This is a genomic window from Streptomyces sp. NPDC042102, assembly GCF_055582305.1.
On the sequence record NZ_JBVJDL010000005.1, the window covers coordinates 390,834 to 405,620 of the forward strand.

Here is a 14,787-nt window from a genome sequence, read left to right on the forward strand (position 1 = left end):
CCCCAGCGCGCACAATCACGGTGACAACGCGCGTCGACCGTGAGGGAGGGAACGCGTGCGCGATCGGGTGCGCGTGGCGGACGGGCGGCATCTGATGGTGGAGCGGTTCGGCGACCCCCGCGGCAAGCCGGTCTTCCTGCTCCACGGCATGCCCGGCAGCCGTCTGGGACCGGCCCCCCGGGGCATGGTCCTCTACCACCGCCGGATGCAGCTCATCGCCTACGACCGGCCCGGCTACGGCGGCTCCGACCGCCACCAGGGCCGTACCGTCGCCGACGTCGCCGCCGACGTCGCCGCGATCGCCGACGCCCTGGGGCTGGACACCTTCGCGGTCGCCGGCCGCTCCGGCGGCGCCCCGGGCGCCCTGGCCTGCGCGGCGCTGCTGCCCGACCGGGTCACCCGGACCGCCGTCCTGGTGGCACTGGCCCCGCGGGACGCGGAGGACCTGGACTGGTTCGAGGGCATGGGCGCCTCCAACGTGCGCGAGTACACCACCGCTTCGGCCGATCCCGAGGAGCTGGCCGCCCGGCTGATCCCGCGGGCCGACGGCATCCGCCGCAACCCCGCGCAGCTGCTGGACGAACTGCGCCGGGAGCTCACGGAGAACGACCGGATGATCGTCTCGGACAGCGGGCTGCGCACCATGCTGCTGCGCAACTACCGAGAGGGCCTGCGCACCTCCGCGTACGGCTGGATCGACGACGTCCTCGCCTTCTCCCGGCCCTGGGGGTTCGACCCCGCCGACATCCGCTGCCCGGTGCTGATCTGGCACGGCGAGCAGGACGTGTTCTCGCCCGTGGGGCACTCCCGCTGGCTGGCCCGGCGGATCCCGGGCGCGACCACCACCATCGACCCGCAGGCGGCCCACTTCGCCGCCTTCCGCGCGCTCCCCGAGGTCCTCACCTGGCTGCTGCGCGAAACCCCCGCCGACCCCCTGCCGAACCCCTTCTCCGACCCCCTCGGTGAACCCTCGCGGAATGCGACCTGACTAATCCGTCACGCTTTCGATAGAACGCTTGACCCGGCGTCATGTCTCGGTTGCCAATAGGGCGCAGACAGGTAAAGTCCACGCTGACACCAGCGGACTCGCTCTTGTCATTTTCCATGCCCATTCCAACCATTCACATGGCCTCTCCAAGGACGGTGTCGTGAACACTTCCGCAACCCCTCCGACCGGCACGGACAAGACCCGCCGGGTCCCGCTCGCGGAGATCGACGTCCGCAGCGCCGCCGCCACCGCCGCCCTCGGTCGCGTCCTGCCGACGGAATCCGGTCGCACGGTTCAGACACCCATCTTCAACTCTGCTCTCTGAGCCCGGAGTAAGCGCTCTAGACTGGTGGAATGACCGGCCTGATCGCATTTCGCGAGATCGTCCTGAAAGTCCACAGCAGGTGCGATCTGGCCTGTGATCATTGCTACGTCTACGAACACGCAGACCAGAGCTGGCGAGCCCGGCCGAAGGTGATCTCCCCCGAGGCTGTCTCCCACACCGCGTCGCGGCTCGCCGACCACGCCCGCGCCCATGCGCTCCCGTCCGTCACGGTCATCCTCCACGGCGGTGAGCCCCTGCTGGCCGGCACCGCCCGACTCCGTCTGGTGTGCGAGGAGTTCACCCGGGCCCTGGCCGGCACCGCCGCACTGGACCTGCGGATCCACACCAACGGCCTCCAGCTGAGCCGCCGTCACCTCGACCTCTTCGACGAGTTCCACGTCCGCGTCGGGGTCTCGCTCGACGGCGACCGCGCCGCCAACGACCGGCACCGCCGCTTCGCGGACGGCCGCACCAGCCACCCCCTGGTCCTCGCCGCCGTCGACCTGCTCCGTTCGGAGCGCTACCGCCACCTCTACCTGGGCCTGCTGTGCACCGTGGACGTGGCCAACGACCCGGTGGCCGTCCTGGACGCCCTGGTCGCCCTCGAACCGCCGCGCGTGGACTTCCTCCTGCCGCACGCCACCTGGGAGGCGCCGCCGGCCCGCCCCGACGGCACCCCCGACGCGTACGCGCGCTGGCTGCTGCGCGTCTTCGACCACTGGGACCGGCTGGGCCGGCCGGTCCCCGTACGGCTCTTCGAGTCGCTGCTGAGCACCCTGCGCGGCGGACCGAGCCTGACCGAGTCGCTGGGGCTCGCGCCCACCGACCTCGTGGTGGTCGAGACGGACGGCACCCTCGAACAGGTCGACTCCCTCAAGACCGCCTACGACGGGGCCGCGGCCACCGGCTTCGACGTCTTCGCGCACTCCTTCGACCAGGTCGCGGCCCATCCGGGGGTCCGCGCCCGGCAGCTGGGCCTGGCCGGGGTCAGCGACACGTGCCGCCGCTGCCCCGTCGTACGCTCGTGCGGCGGCGGCCTCTACACGCACCGCTACCGTGCCGCCAATGGCTTCGACAACCCGTCCGTGTACTGCGCCGACCTGCGGGAACTCGTCGAGGGCGTCGAAGCCCGCACGGCCGCCGAGGCGACCGCGGCGGCGCTGACGGACACCGGAGAACTGGACGCCGTCCACGACCACTTGACCCGGGTCCTGCTCGCCCGGCTGCACGCCGACCTGGCCGGCGACGCGGACTGGGACCGGGCGTGGGCCCTGCTGACCGCCGTCGAGGGCGCGGGAGCGGCGGGCGAGGCCGCCCTCGACGCCGTCCTGGGCCATCCGTACACCCGTACCTGGGTGCTCACCGCGCTGGACCGGGCGACCGCCGGCCGCCCCGACCGGCCGGGGGCCGCCCGGCGGCTGGCCGCGCTGGCCGCGGCCGCGGTGCTGCGCGGCGGCCTGGAGCTGCCGGCCGAGATCCGCTACCGCGACGGCGAGGTGTACCTGCCGACGCTGGGCCTGCTGCGGGCCCGCGAGCCCGGCACGGACGGCCGGGCCGGCCTGCGCGCCACCGGCGAGGGCTACGCGGTGCGCGAGGACGGCCGCGAGCACCGCTTCGGAGCGGCGGCCGGCGACGCCCGGTGGCAGCCGGTGCGCGGCTGGGCCCCGGCACCGGACGCCGCCCCGCTGGCACTGGAGGACCTCGACCCGCACCGCAACTGCTTCGCCCGCCCGCCCCGGCTCAGACTCGGCACGGGCGAGGCCGCGGAGTGGCGCGAGCGGCTCGGCGCGGCCTGGGCGCTGCTGCACCGGTCGGTGCCCGAGTTCGCCCGGTCGGCGGCCGCCGGGCTGACCACCCTGACCCCGCTCGCGGGCGGCCCGCGGGCCGGGGACCGGGGCGAGGCGGGCCGGCACGGGCCGGGAGCGCTGGGCCTGCCGTACGCCGCCGGGGTGCGCGAGACGGCGCTGGCCCTGCTGACCGGCCGGCGCCGGGCCCGGCTGCGGGCGCTGACGGAGGTGGCCGACCTGTACGCCCTGGACGGCGCCTGGCAGCACCCCTCGCCCTGGCGCGAGCGGCCGGTGCCGGTGTCCCGGCTGCTGGCCGACGTCCACGAGCGGGTGGCGGTCGAGGCCTACCGCCGGGCCACGGAGCCGGGCCGGGCGCCCGCCTCCGACCGGATCCACCGGGCCCTGGACCGGCTGTCCGGGGCGGCCGAACTGACCAGCAGCGGCAAACGCCTGGTGGAGGAGCTGCGGTGGGAACTGAAAGCGGTCGACGCGTGAGCGGTCCCGGGGCGCCGGGGCTCGCCGGACAGCTGCGGCTGGCCGGGGTGCGCCCCGGCGCGCGGCTGCTCGTGCACGCCGCGCTCGGCGGGACCGGGCTGTCCCCGACGGCGCTGCGGGACGCGCTGGTCGGCGTACTCGGCCCGCGCGGCACCCTCGTCGTGCCCGCCTTCACCCCGGAGAACTCGACCACCTCCAGCGCCCATCTGGCCCGGATCCGCGGCATGGACGAGGACGAGGTACGCGCCTTCCGCGACCGGATGCCCGCCTTCGACCCGCGCCGCACCCCGAGCCAGGGCATGGGCGCGTTCGCCGAGGCGGTGCGCACCGCGCCGGGGGCCGCGCGCAGCGCGCATCCGCAGACCTCGTTCGCGGCGCTCGGCCGGGATGCGGAACGGATCTGTGCGGATCACCGGCTGACCTGCCATGTGGGGGAGGAGTCACCACTGGGGACGCTGTGCTGCGAGGGGGGCCAGGTACTCATGATCAACGTGGGATTCTCCGCCTGTACGGCGTTCCATCTCGCGGAGTACCGAATTCCCAAGCCCCCCTTGCGCATGTACGCGTGTGTGGTGAACCTACCGGGGGGTGATCAGTGGACCGCATACGAGGACGTCGCGCTCGACGACGGTGATTTCGAGCGGATCGGCAAGGATTTCCCGTATTCCCTGGTGCGCCGGGGGCGGCTGGGCGGGGCCGGCGGGAGGGCGGAGACGATGTTGTTCTCGCTGCCCGACGCGGTCGATCACGCCCTGGCCTGGATGACCGAAAACAGACGCTGATTGACTGAACCATGAGGGGATGTGGTGAAGCAGCTCCGGAATGATGTTTCTCTCGCATCTTCGGGACGGGGGTCGTGTGCCCGCATCAGTGCAGCCGTACTTCTTTCTCAGCTATGCGCATACGCCGAGATTCGGGGCCGGGGGGCCCGACCCCGACATGTGGGTCGAGCGGCTCTTCCGTGATCTCTGCAGCCATGTGATGGCGCTGACCGATCTTCCGGCCGGGTCCGACGCCGGTTTCATGGACCGCGAGATACGCAGCGGCGAGGGCTGGTCGGAGCGGCTCGGCGCGGCACTGGCCACCTGCCGGGTGTTCGTCCCCCTGTTCTCGCCGCGGTACTTCGCCAGTGAGATGTGCGGCAAGGAGTGGTTCGCCTTCGCCCAGCGGGCGATCCGGCACGGCGCGGCCAACAACACCAACGCCGAGGCCATCGTGCCCGCCCTGTGGGTGCCGGTGCCGCCGGCGCAGCTGCCGGGCCCGGCCGAACGGCTGCAGTTCAACCACAACACCTTCGGGGACCGCTACGTCACCGACGGCCTGTACGGCCTGATCAAGCTGCGCGGGTACGCCGAGCAGTACGAGCGGGCGGTGTACGAACTCGCCAAGCGCATCGTCAGGGTCGCCGAGTCCGTCCGCCTCGACTCCAGCCGCCCCCTGGACTACCGGGGCGTCCCCAGCGCCTTCGGCCCGCGCGGCGCCGGCCCGGGCGGCACCGCCCGTTCCCTGCACGTGTCGGTGGCCGCCGCCACCCGGCACGACCTGCCCGAGGGCCGCAGCCCCGAGTACTACGGGGACTCCGCCCTGGACTGGAACCCCTACCACCCGGCCGCGCAGCGGCCCGTGGCCCACCTCGCCGAGGAGCTGGTCCGCACCCTGAACTACCGGACGACGATGGCCTCCTTCGACGACGAGGCCGGGCACTTCGACAGCAAGTCGCCGCCCACCCGCCCGGAGATCCTGATCGTCGACCGCTGGGCGGTGGCCGACGAGCAGCGGCGCCAGCGGCTGGCCGCCTTCGACCAGGAGCCCCGGCCGTGGGTGAGCGTGGTGGTGCCGTGGAACCGCTACGACCACCAGAGCCGCGCGAAGGAGAGGGAGTTGGTGCAGCAGCTGGAGGAGACCATGCCGGTCAAGATGGGCCAGGGCCGGGCCGCCTGCCGGGCCGCCGCCAACGGCGTGGCCAACATGGAGACGCTCGGGCAGATCCTGCCGCAGGTGGTCGAGGCCGCCGCCCAGCAGTTCCTCAGACACGCCCAGGTGTACCCGCCCGCGGGCGGGGCGCACACCGAACGGCCCCGGCTGCTCGGGCCGATGGGAATGACCGGTCCGGGCCCGTCACGGCCGGCCCCGTTCCCGTCCGACGCGGGGAACGCCGACCAGACCACCGATGCGGGGGACGCCGAATGACAGCCAGTCGTGACGGACGCATCGTCACTTTCTACTCGTACAAGGGCGGCACCGGCCGGACCATGGCGCTGGCCAACACCGCCTGGATCCTGGCCGCCAACGGCAAGCGGGTGCTGGCGGTGGACTGGGACCTGGAGGCGCCCGGCCTGCACCGGTTCTTCCACCCCTTCCTCGACCCCTCCACGCTCGGCGCCACCACCGGGGTCATCGACCTGATCAGCGAGTACGCGTGGGCGGCGACCAGCCCCGTGCAGCGCGCCGACGACTGGCACAAGGACTACGCGCGGATCCAGCCGCACGCGGTCTCCCTCACCCCGGAGACCCTGGGCTGGGAGTTCCCCGACGGCGGCACCCTCGACTTCGTCTCGGCCGGCCGGCAGAACCGCGAGTACTCGGCGACCGTGTCCACCTTCGACTGGGACAACTTCTACGACCGCCTGGGCGGCGGGCACTTCTTCGACGCGTTACGCGACGACATGAAGCACAACTACGACTACGTCCTGATCGACAGCCGCACCGGACTGTCCGACATCGCGGACATCTGCACCGTGCACCTGCCCGACATCCTGGTGGACTGCTTCACCCTCTCCGACCAGTCCATCGACGGGGCCGCCGCCGTCGCCCGCCAGATCGACGACCGCTTCGGCGACCGCGGCATCAAGATCTACCCCGTCCCGATGCGCATCGACGAGGGCGAGAAGGAGAAGGCGGACGCGGGCCGGGCCCTGGCCCGCCTGAAGTTCGACCGCTTCCCCAGCGGGCTCGCCGGGGACGACCTCACCTCCTACTGGGGCGCGGTGGAGATCCCGTACCGGCCCTACTACGCGTACGAGGAGACGCTCGCGACCTTCGGCGACGAGGCGGGGCTGACCAACTCCCTGCTCTCCGCCTTCGAGCGGCTGACCACCGTGGTCAGCGGCGGCGAGGTCACGGCCATGCCGTCCATCAACGAGGAGGTGCGGCTGCGCATCCGCGACGCCTTCACGCGCCGCCGCCCCGCGCTGCCCGCCGACCTCTTCCTGTCGTACGTCGCCGAGAACCGCATGTGGGCCGACTGGATCGAGTCGGTGCTCACCCGGGCCGGCTTCCGCGTGGTGCCCCGGGACGTCTCCGCCGAGCGGCCGGCGAACACCGCGCCCGGCGACACGCTGGGCGGGGCCGGGTTCAGCATCGACACCGCCGCCCGCACCGTGGTGCTGCTCTCCAGCGCGTACCTGAAGTCCGCGCGCGCCGTGGACGTGTGGGAGCGGGCCGCCGCCGAGGACCCGACCGGCGGGCGGCGCCAGCTCATACCGCTGCGGGTGGGCGACGTACGGCTGAGCACCCCGTACATCGACCGGAACCCGGTGGACCTGTTCCGCCTCGACGAGGTGCACGCGACGGCGGCCCTGCTGCGCGCCGTGGAGCGGCCCATGGCGCTGGCCGACACGGTGGCGGGCGCCTCGGGGCCCGGGCCGCGCTTCCCGGGCACCGTGCCCAAGATCTGGAACGCGCCGCCCCGCAACCCCGGCTTCACCGGCCGGTCGATCGTGCTGGAGCGGATGCGCGACCAGCTCGGCGGCGGCATGGCCGTGGTCCTGCCGCAGCCGCAGACCCTGTACGGGCTCGGCGGGGTCGGCAAGACGCAGGTGGCGCTGGAGTACGTGCACCGCTTCATGGCGGACTACGACCTGGTGTGGTGGATCTCCTCGGAGCAGACCGACGACGTGGTCGCGGGCCTGGCGGAGCTCGCCGTACGGCTGGGGGCGCAGGCCGGCGAGGACATGGCGGCCGCCTCCCAGGAGGCCATCGACCTGCTGCGGCGCGGGGTGCCCTCCGCGCGCTGGCTGCTGGTCTTCGACAACGCCGACGACCCCGAGGCCCTGAAGCGGTTCTTCCCGCCGGGCGGGCCCGGGCACGTGCTGGTGACCTCCCGCAACCAGAGCTGGTCGCAGTACGGCGACGCGCTGTCCGTCGACGTGTTCCTGCGCGAGGAGTCGGTGGAGCACCTCCAGCGGCGCGCCCCGGGGCTGACCAAGGACGACGCCGAGCAGGTGGCGATCGCGGTCGGTGACCTGCCGCTGGCGGTCGAGCAGGCCGGCGCCTGGATCGCGGAGACCGCGACGCCCGTCTCGGCGTACCTGGAGCAGCTGGCCCAGCAGGCCGCGCGGGTCCTGGCGCTGAACCAGCCGGCGGGCTACCCGGAGCCGGTCGCGGCCACCTGGAACGTGTCGATAGAGCGGCTGCAGTCCCGCTCTCCGGCGGCCGTGCGGCTGCTCCAGCTGTGCGCCTTCTTCGCCCCGGAGCCGATCAGCGCCAACCTCCTCTACAGCAAGGAGATGATCGACGCGCTCAAGCCGTACGACTCCTCGCTGCAGGAGAAGCTGGTGCTGGGCCGGGTCATCCGGGAGATCGGCCGGTTCGCGCTGGCCAAGGTCGACCAGGTCAGCAACAGCATCCAGGTGCACCGGCTGGTGCAGGCGGTGATCCGGGCGCAGCTGACCGAGGAGGAGCAGCGCGAGGCGCGGCACGCGGTGCACCGGGTGCTGGCGGGGGCCCGGCCGGACGACGACGAGCCGATCGACAACCCGGAGACGTGGCCGCGGTTCAACACGATCTGGCCGCACCTGACCCCGTCGGAGGCCCGGTTCTGCAAGGAGCCGGAGACCCGGCGGCTGCTGATCGACCGGGTGCGCTACCTGTGGAAGCGCGGTGACTTCAAGGCCGCGTACCAGCTGGGCGAGGAGCTGCGCGAGTCCTGGCGCGAGATGCTCGGCAACGACGACCTCCAGTACCTGTACCTGCGGTTCCACCTGTCCAACATCCTGCGCTCGCAGGGGCGGTTCGTGGAGGCCAAGGAGCTGGACGAGGTCACCCTGGAGCGGCAGCGGGAGGCGCTGGGCCCCTCGCACCCGCACACGTACATGACCACCAGCGGTCTGGCGATGGACCTGGGCGCGCTGGGGCGGTACGGGGAGGCGATGGAGCTGGCGACCGCCGCCCACGAGGGTTTCGGGCAGATCTTCCACGAGGCGCACCCGCGCACCCTGGCCGCCGCGAACAACCTGGCGCTGAACCTGCGCATGGTCGGTCAGTACGCGCGGGCCCGCGAGATCGACCAGGAGGTCTTCGACCGGCGCACCGAGGTGCTGGGCCCGGAGCACCCCTACACCCTGTCCTCGGCCCAGAACCTGGCCCGTGACCTGCGTGAGGTCGGCCGCTACGACGACTCGGTGCAGCTGCTGAGCCGTACGTACGAGATCTACAAGCGGCAGCTGGGCCGGGCCTTCCCGGGCACGCTGTCGGCGGCCAAGAACCTCGCCGTGTCGCTGCGCCGGGCCGGCGAGCTGGAGGACGCGCGGCGGCTGACCACGGCGACCCGCAACCGGTACCGGGCCAAGTACACCTCGGTCAACCCGGACCTGCTGGCCTGTGAACTGAACATGGCCTCCGACCTGTACGCGACCGGGGACACGGCCGCGGCCCGGGACCTGGCCCAGGAGGTGGTCGACGAGTACATGAAGGTGCCGGGCGAGCGGCACCCGTACACGCTGGCCGCGCTGAACAACCTGGCGGTCTTCCACTGGGGGACGGGCGCGGCGGAGACGGCCGAGCCGATGCTGCGCCAGACGATCCGGCTGATGCAGGACGTGCTGGGCGACATGCACCCGCACACCATCTTCGCGCACCTGAACCTGGCCAACGCGCTCGCCGACCTCGGCGATCCGCGGGGCGCGCTGGAGATCGAGCGGGCGGCGGCGGCCCGGCTGCGCGAGGCGCTGGGCACGCACCATCCGGAGACCCTGGCGCTGACCTCGAACATGGCGGTCAGCCTGGACGCGGTGGGCCGCAAGGAGGAGGCCGCGCGGGTGCGCACCGAGGTGGTGCACGAACTGACGCGGCTGCTGGGCGAGGAGCACGGGCTCACGCGCTTCGCCCGCGACGAGCGCCGGGTCCACCGCGACCTGGAGCCCCTGGCGGTGTGATCCGCCGGCCGGCGGTGCGGGCGCGGCGGCCGGGCGGCTGCCGGGCCCGCCGGGCCCGCACCACCGGCGAACCGATCGATCGGCAACCTGGGGGGCGCTGTGACGCACAGCATGACCTTTCGCAACGACGACCTGCCGGCGCTCTTCCACCACACCGACGGGGCGGCGGTCTCCCGGCAGCGGGAGTCCACCCGGGCCACCCGCGCCCAGCTGCTGCTGCTCGTGGCGGCGGCGGCCGCGGCGGCCCTGCCCGCCTCGCCGGAGCTCGGCGGGGTGCACCTGTTCGGGGCGCTGAGCGCGCTGGCGTACGCGGGGGTGCTGGGGGTGGGGATCGTGGCCACCCGGCGGCGGGCCCGGCCGCAGTGGCAGCTCAACCGGAGCGCCGCGGAGTTCATCAAGTCGCTGGCGTGGCGGTACGCGGTGCACGGGGCGCCGTTCGGCACCGATGTGGCCGACCCGGCGGGGGTGTACCGCACCCGTCTGGAGAAGGGCCTGGACGAGCTGCGCAAGATGGGCTGGTCGGACCCGCGCGGCAGCGGTCAGCTGCCGCCGGGCGCGGAGATCACGGAGGCGATGGAGCGGCTGCGGGAGCTGACGTACCAGGTGCGGCGGGAGACGTATGTACGGGACCGGCTGATCGAGCAGCGCAACTGGTACCGGCGGCGCACCGAGGTGTCGCGGCGGGCCACGGCGCTGTGGTCGTGGTCGATCGTGCTGCTGACCTGTCTGGCGCTGCTGTTCGCGCTGCTGGGCGCCTTCGGTACGGGCCCCGGGGCGCGGCTGACGGGCCTGCTGAGCGCGGCGGCCGCGGCCGGGATCGCCTGGAACGAGGTGCGCCGCCACCATCCGCTGATCGAGGCGCACACCCTGATCGAGCAGGACCTGGCGGCGATGATGGTGGTGATGCAGACGACGATCACGCAGGCCCAGTGGCCGTCGGCGGTGTACGAGACCGAGCGCTACGTCTCGCCGCAGCACACGGACTGGCTGGCGCGGCACAGCAGTTGAGCGGCCGGGCAGCTGCCCCGGCCCGGCGCCCCGCTCAGTCCCGTCTGACGCCCTCGCGCCAGATGACCGTGACCGGCTTGCCCCGGTCGCGCGCGTAGGCGACGATCTCGGCGGTGCCGCCGTGGCCGCGGGCCGGCTGGCCGTCCCAGACGGCCACGAGGCGGTCGCAGGAGTCGGCGATGAACGTGCCGGCCGCGTAGTAGGCCTCGTCGGTGGAGCGGTCGAAGTCCATGCGGATCCGCTGGGTCGCCAGGCGCGCGAGGCGGCGGTAGCGGGCCAGCGAGGCGGCGTCCTCGAAGGCCTCCTCGTAGTCGGCGCTGGGGATCACCACGGTGAGGTCGGCGCCGCAGTCGAGGGCGATCGCCGCGAACATCTGGTCGGCGCCGTCCGCGAGGCTGGACAGGGCCTCCAGCGGGCCCTCGTGGCCGGCCAGGAGGGCCCGCAGCCGGTCCTCCACATGGCCGCGCACCTCGTCCGGAATGATCCGGTGCCCGGTCACGCCGATCCGCTTCATACACGCGCCTCCCCCGTCGACAACCGCGCAACCCCCGGACATCCTCCCAGAAGGCGGGGGGACGTCCAGGGGTGCGGGCGGGGCGCGCGGGGACGGACGGGCGGAGCCCCGGGGCTCAGTAGACGCTCACTCCGTACGCGCTGAGCGCCTCGGTGACGGGCTGGAAGAAGGTCGTCCCGCCGGAGCTGCAGTTGCCGCTGCCGCCGGAGGTGAGGCCGACGGCGCGGGTGCCCGAGTAGAGGGGGCCGCCGCTGTCGCCGGGTTCGGCGCAGACGTTGGTGCGGATCATGCCGTAGACGATGTCGCCGCCGCCGTAGTTGACGGTGGCGTTCAGGCCGGTGACCTGGCCGCTGTGGGTGCCGGTGGTGGAGCCCCGGCGGGTCACGGACATGCCGACGGTGGCGTTGACGGCGCTGGTGATGTCCTGGCCGCCGACGGTGCCGGGGTGGGCGAGGGAGGTGTTGTCGTAACGGACCAGCCCGTAGTCGTTGTTCGGGAAGCTGGAGCCGACGGTCGCGCCGATGGCGGTGCTGCGGGCGGAGTTGGTCCACCAGGTGCCGGCGCCGTCGGTGCAGTGCCCGGCGGTCAGGACGTAGTAGGTGCTGCCGCTGCGGACGTTGAAACCGAGCGAGCAGCGCCAGCTCGTGGCGTAGATGGCGTCGCCGCCCGAGATCAGTTTGGTGAGCCTGCCCGGGGTGCGCTCGATGCGCAGGGCCCCGGCGTCCGCGCCCGCCTCCCGGCGGATGCGGGCGAGAGCGGCCTCGGAGACGGTGGAGTCGGCGGCGACCACCAGCGTCCCGGTGGCGGGGTCGGTGTGCCAGGCGGTTCCGGCGACATCGGCGCGCAGGACCGATGCCCCGACGGCGGCCAGCCGGTCGGCGCCGAGTCCGCCGTCACGCGGGTCAGCGGTGGCGGCGGTGGGCGCGGCGAGTGCGGCGACGGCGGCCAGTCCGGCGGCGACGGCCATCAGTCGGGTGGGGGTGATGCGCTTGATCCTCACTGCTCGTCCTCCCATGAGGGATCGAGGGCCCCGTGTCGTGGGGGTGGGGCCCGGTGAGGCGCAGTCGGGGGCACGGCCCGGCGCACGCGCATTGGCCGTGCCCCTGACAAGCGCTGCTGGGGAGTGTCGTGGCGTCAGAAAGGGGTCGCAAGGGCGGCTTTCAGCCGCCGCTCGCCCGCCGCCACGTCGAAGGGCAGCGTGTTGCCGGGCGGCGGGAACGGGCAGATGAAGTGGTCGGCGAAGGCGCAGGGCGGCAGCAGGGCCCGGTTGAAGTCCACCGTGACACCGCCGTCGTCCGCGGGGGCGCCGGGCTTGAGGAAACGGAAGCGGTAGCTGGTCAGCGTGCTGGTGACATCGGCGAACACGGCCCACAGGCTGCCGTCCCCGTCGTCGACGCTCACGTGCAGTATGTGCCCGGCGCCGTCGTGCTCGAAGTGCAGCTCGCCGCCGAGGCCGAGCCCGCGCACGTGCCCGTCCGCGTTCTCGACCCGTACGGTCCGGTCCGCTCCGTAGGGGCGGAAGCGGCCGGGCAGCACGAACGCCGGGTCGTACGGGGTGGCCTCGATCCCCAGGAAGCCGGCGCGCGCCGGGGCGTCCGGGTCGAAGACGCGCACCGCCCAGGCCCCTTCCCGGCGGATGACCACCAGGTGCAGCGCCCCGGCCGCGAGCCGGGACCGGGCGGGCGGCCCCTCGTCGGCGTCCAGGACGGCCTCGCCGGCCAGGGGCGCGCCGTCGAGGGTGATCCCGTCCTGCGGGTCGGCCGTGAGCACGACGGCGTCCGCGCCCCGTACGCCCCGTGCTTCGCGCCAGTGACCCGGAACGGCCGGAATTCGACCTTCCGGGTAGTCGGAGAGCCAGTGGGTCCCGGTCAGCGCGAGGGGCCCGTAGGGCGCGGACACCGTCTCCACCCGGTGTTCGTGCCAGTGCTGCCAGGCTGTCGAGGCGTCATCGCTCATGCCGGACAAGGCTTCCACACCCGCGCGCGGAGCGCGGGCGCGGTAGGCCGTACGGACCTGCGGGCGGACCGGTGGAGCTGAGTGGGGGTCAGTCGCAGGGGCAGCAGCAGCCGTCGCAGCATTCGCAGGCGTCGCACCAGGGGTCCCGCTTCTTGCGCGACCACGGGCCCTCGTGCTCGGTGCAGCAGATCTGGCAGGTGCAGAAGAGGCCGATGGCCACCGCGCACCCGGCCAGCAGCCCGCGCCGCGGCTTCTGCTCGGGCCCGCCGGGACCACCGGGCCCGTCGAATCCGCCGTGCCCCCCGGAGCCGCCGTGGCCACCGTGGCCACCGGAGCCGCCGTGACCGCCGGGCGCGCCCGGACCGCCGTACGGGTTCTGCCCGTGGGGGTGCTGGCCGTACGGGTTCTGCCCGTGCGGGGGCTGACCGTAGGGGTTCTGGCCCTGCGGGGGCTGACCGTAGGGGTTCTGGCCGTACGGGCCCGGGCCGGCGGCCGAGGCGGTGACGGCGTGGCCGCAGCCGCGCGTGCCGAAGGCCCGGTCGACCGAGGCGCGCAGTTCGTGCACCAGCAGCCGGTGCGCCAGCCCGGCGTCCACGAACTCGACCTCGCGCAGGGCCAGGCGTATGCCGTGCAGCGCGTCGTCGCACAGCCGGCGGGCCTCGGTCAGCGAGGTGCCGGTGGCGTCCAGCGGGTTCCAGGCGCCCGCCGCGCGGTCGGCGGTGAGGTCCTCGACCGCGTCCAGCAGGTGCGCGAGCCGCCCGAAGTAGCGGCCCGCCTCGGCGAGCGCGGTGGCGTTGCCGGGGCGGCCGGCCAGGTGCGCGGTGTGCGCGAAGGCCGCCGCGGTCGCGGTCTCGGTCGGCTCGGTGACCACGAGCACCGGCGTGCCGAGCCCGGCCAGCGACTCGATGCCCGCCTGCCGGTCGACGGCGTCGACGAGCACCGCGGTGTCGAAGCCGAGCGAGGCGCCGGTCCGGGCACCGGCCCGGTCCCAGCCGCGGGCGACGCTGCGGGCGGCGGCGGCCAGCGGCTTGCGGGCCAACACGCCGTCGCGGTCGGCGACGTGGTCGCGCAGCTTCGCCGAGGCGAGCACCAGCGACACGGCGGCGGCGAGCCGCGCGCCCTCGCCGTTGGCCACGCTGGCGGTGCGCAGGCCGCGCAGCGGACACGGCCCGGCCGTACGGCGCGCGCCGGGAGCCGGGCCCGACTGAGCCTCCGTCAGGACGGAGGCGAGCAGGCCGTCGTAGTTGGTGACGATGCGGGCGAACTGGCCGTGGTCCTTGCGAAGTGCCAGGCAGAGGCCGCAGAGATGGGCCATCCACTCCGTCTTCAAGCGGTCCCCGAGCCGGTGGGTGCAAGGTCTGACGATGCCGAACAACTGGCTCCCCCGATGTGTGGTGCGCGTACGTGCGGGGCATCGTACCGAGCCTGATCCGTCACCCGTACGTCCGCCGTGGCCACCCGGACGGAGGCAGTGGTCGTATTTTCACTCAGTCAGCAGTGGTAGCTGCCAGGAACCTTGAGCGTGCAACGGATGTTCTGCACCAGTACCGTCACGAAAC

The 14,787-nt window shown here is 73.5% G+C and carries 11 protein-coding genes; 7 read left to right on the forward strand and 4 right to left on the reverse strand.

What is annotated here, in order from left to right; translation table 11 throughout:
- Positions 1-55: 55 nt before the first annotated feature.
- The 7 genes from ACZ6KO_RS23930 to ACZ6KO_RS23960 all read left to right on the forward strand — a co-directional run bounded on the left by ACZ6KO_RS23930 (position 56) and on the right by ACZ6KO_RS23960 (position 10,758).
- On the forward strand, positions 56-988 hold the full coding sequence (locus ACZ6KO_RS23930; RefSeq protein ID WP_469306026.1) for an alpha/beta fold hydrolase: 933 nt from the start codon (positions 56-58) through the stop codon (positions 986-988).
- Positions 989-1,148: 160 nt separating this feature from the next.
- A complete protein-coding gene (fxsA, locus tag ACZ6KO_RS23935) occupies positions 1,149-1,313 on the forward strand; it encodes an FxSxx-COOH cyclophane-containing RiPP peptide (protein ID WP_401456545.1) in 165 nt (54 codons plus the stop codon).
- Between the two features lie 29 nt (positions 1,314-1,342).
- Positions 1,343-3,595 carry a radical SAM/SPASM protein FxsBH, inactivated beta-hydroxylase extension form gene (gene fxsBH / locus ACZ6KO_RS23940; RefSeq protein ID WP_469306027.1) on the forward strand — a complete coding sequence of 751 codons (2,253 nt, stop codon included), beginning with the start codon at positions 1,343-1,345 and terminating at the stop codon, positions 3,593-3,595.
- Positions 3,592-4,377, forward strand: coding sequence for an AAC(3) family N-acetyltransferase (locus tag ACZ6KO_RS23945; RefSeq protein WP_469306028.1), 786 nt, complete (start codon positions 3,592-3,594; stop codon positions 4,375-4,377). Before fxsBH ends, ACZ6KO_RS23945 begins: the two co-directional genes overlap by 4 nt.
- 43 nt (positions 4,378-4,420) lie before the next feature.
- Positions 4,421-5,785, forward strand: coding sequence for a TIR-like protein FxsC (locus ACZ6KO_RS23950; protein WP_469306082.1), 1,365 nt, complete (start codon positions 4,421-4,423; stop codon positions 5,783-5,785).
- Positions 5,782-9,750, forward strand: coding sequence for an FxSxx-COOH system tetratricopeptide repeat protein (gene fxsT / locus ACZ6KO_RS23955; protein WP_469306029.1), 3,969 nt, complete (start codon positions 5,782-5,784; stop codon positions 9,748-9,750). Before ACZ6KO_RS23950 ends, fxsT begins: the two co-directional genes overlap by 4 nt.
- A 111-nt stretch (positions 9,751-9,861) precedes the next feature.
- Positions 9,862-10,758 carry a DUF4231 domain-containing protein gene (locus tag ACZ6KO_RS23960; protein WP_469306030.1) on the forward strand — a complete coding sequence of 299 codons (897 nt, stop codon included), beginning with the start codon at positions 9,862-9,864 and terminating at the stop codon, positions 10,756-10,758.
- A gap of 34 nt (positions 10,759-10,792) precedes the next feature.
- Here the strand turns inward: ACZ6KO_RS23960 and ACZ6KO_RS23965 are convergent, their stop codons facing one another.
- The 4 genes from ACZ6KO_RS23965 to ACZ6KO_RS23980 form a co-directional block, all read right to left on the reverse strand.
- Positions 10,793-11,272 carry a hypothetical protein gene (locus ACZ6KO_RS23965; RefSeq protein WP_469306031.1) on the reverse strand — a complete coding sequence of 160 codons (480 nt, stop codon included), beginning with the start codon at positions 11,270-11,272 and terminating at the stop codon, positions 10,793-10,795.
- A 115-nt stretch (positions 11,273-11,387) separates the two neighbouring features.
- Positions 11,388-12,272 (reverse strand): S1 family peptidase, encoded by an 885-nt coding sequence (locus ACZ6KO_RS23970; protein WP_469306032.1) that lies wholly within the window; start codon positions 12,270-12,272, stop codon positions 11,388-11,390.
- A 134-nt stretch (positions 12,273-12,406) separates the two neighbouring features.
- Positions 12,407-13,228, reverse strand: a complete 822-nt coding sequence (locus ACZ6KO_RS23975) for a DUF1684 domain-containing protein (RefSeq protein WP_469306033.1) — start codon at positions 13,226-13,228, stop codon at positions 12,407-12,409.
- An 88-nt stretch (positions 13,229-13,316) separates the two neighbouring features.
- A complete protein-coding gene (locus ACZ6KO_RS23980) occupies positions 13,317-14,603 on the reverse strand; it encodes a DUF5685 family protein (protein ID WP_469306034.1) in 1,287 nt (428 codons plus the stop codon).
- Between the last annotated feature and the right edge of the window lie 184 nt (positions 14,604-14,787).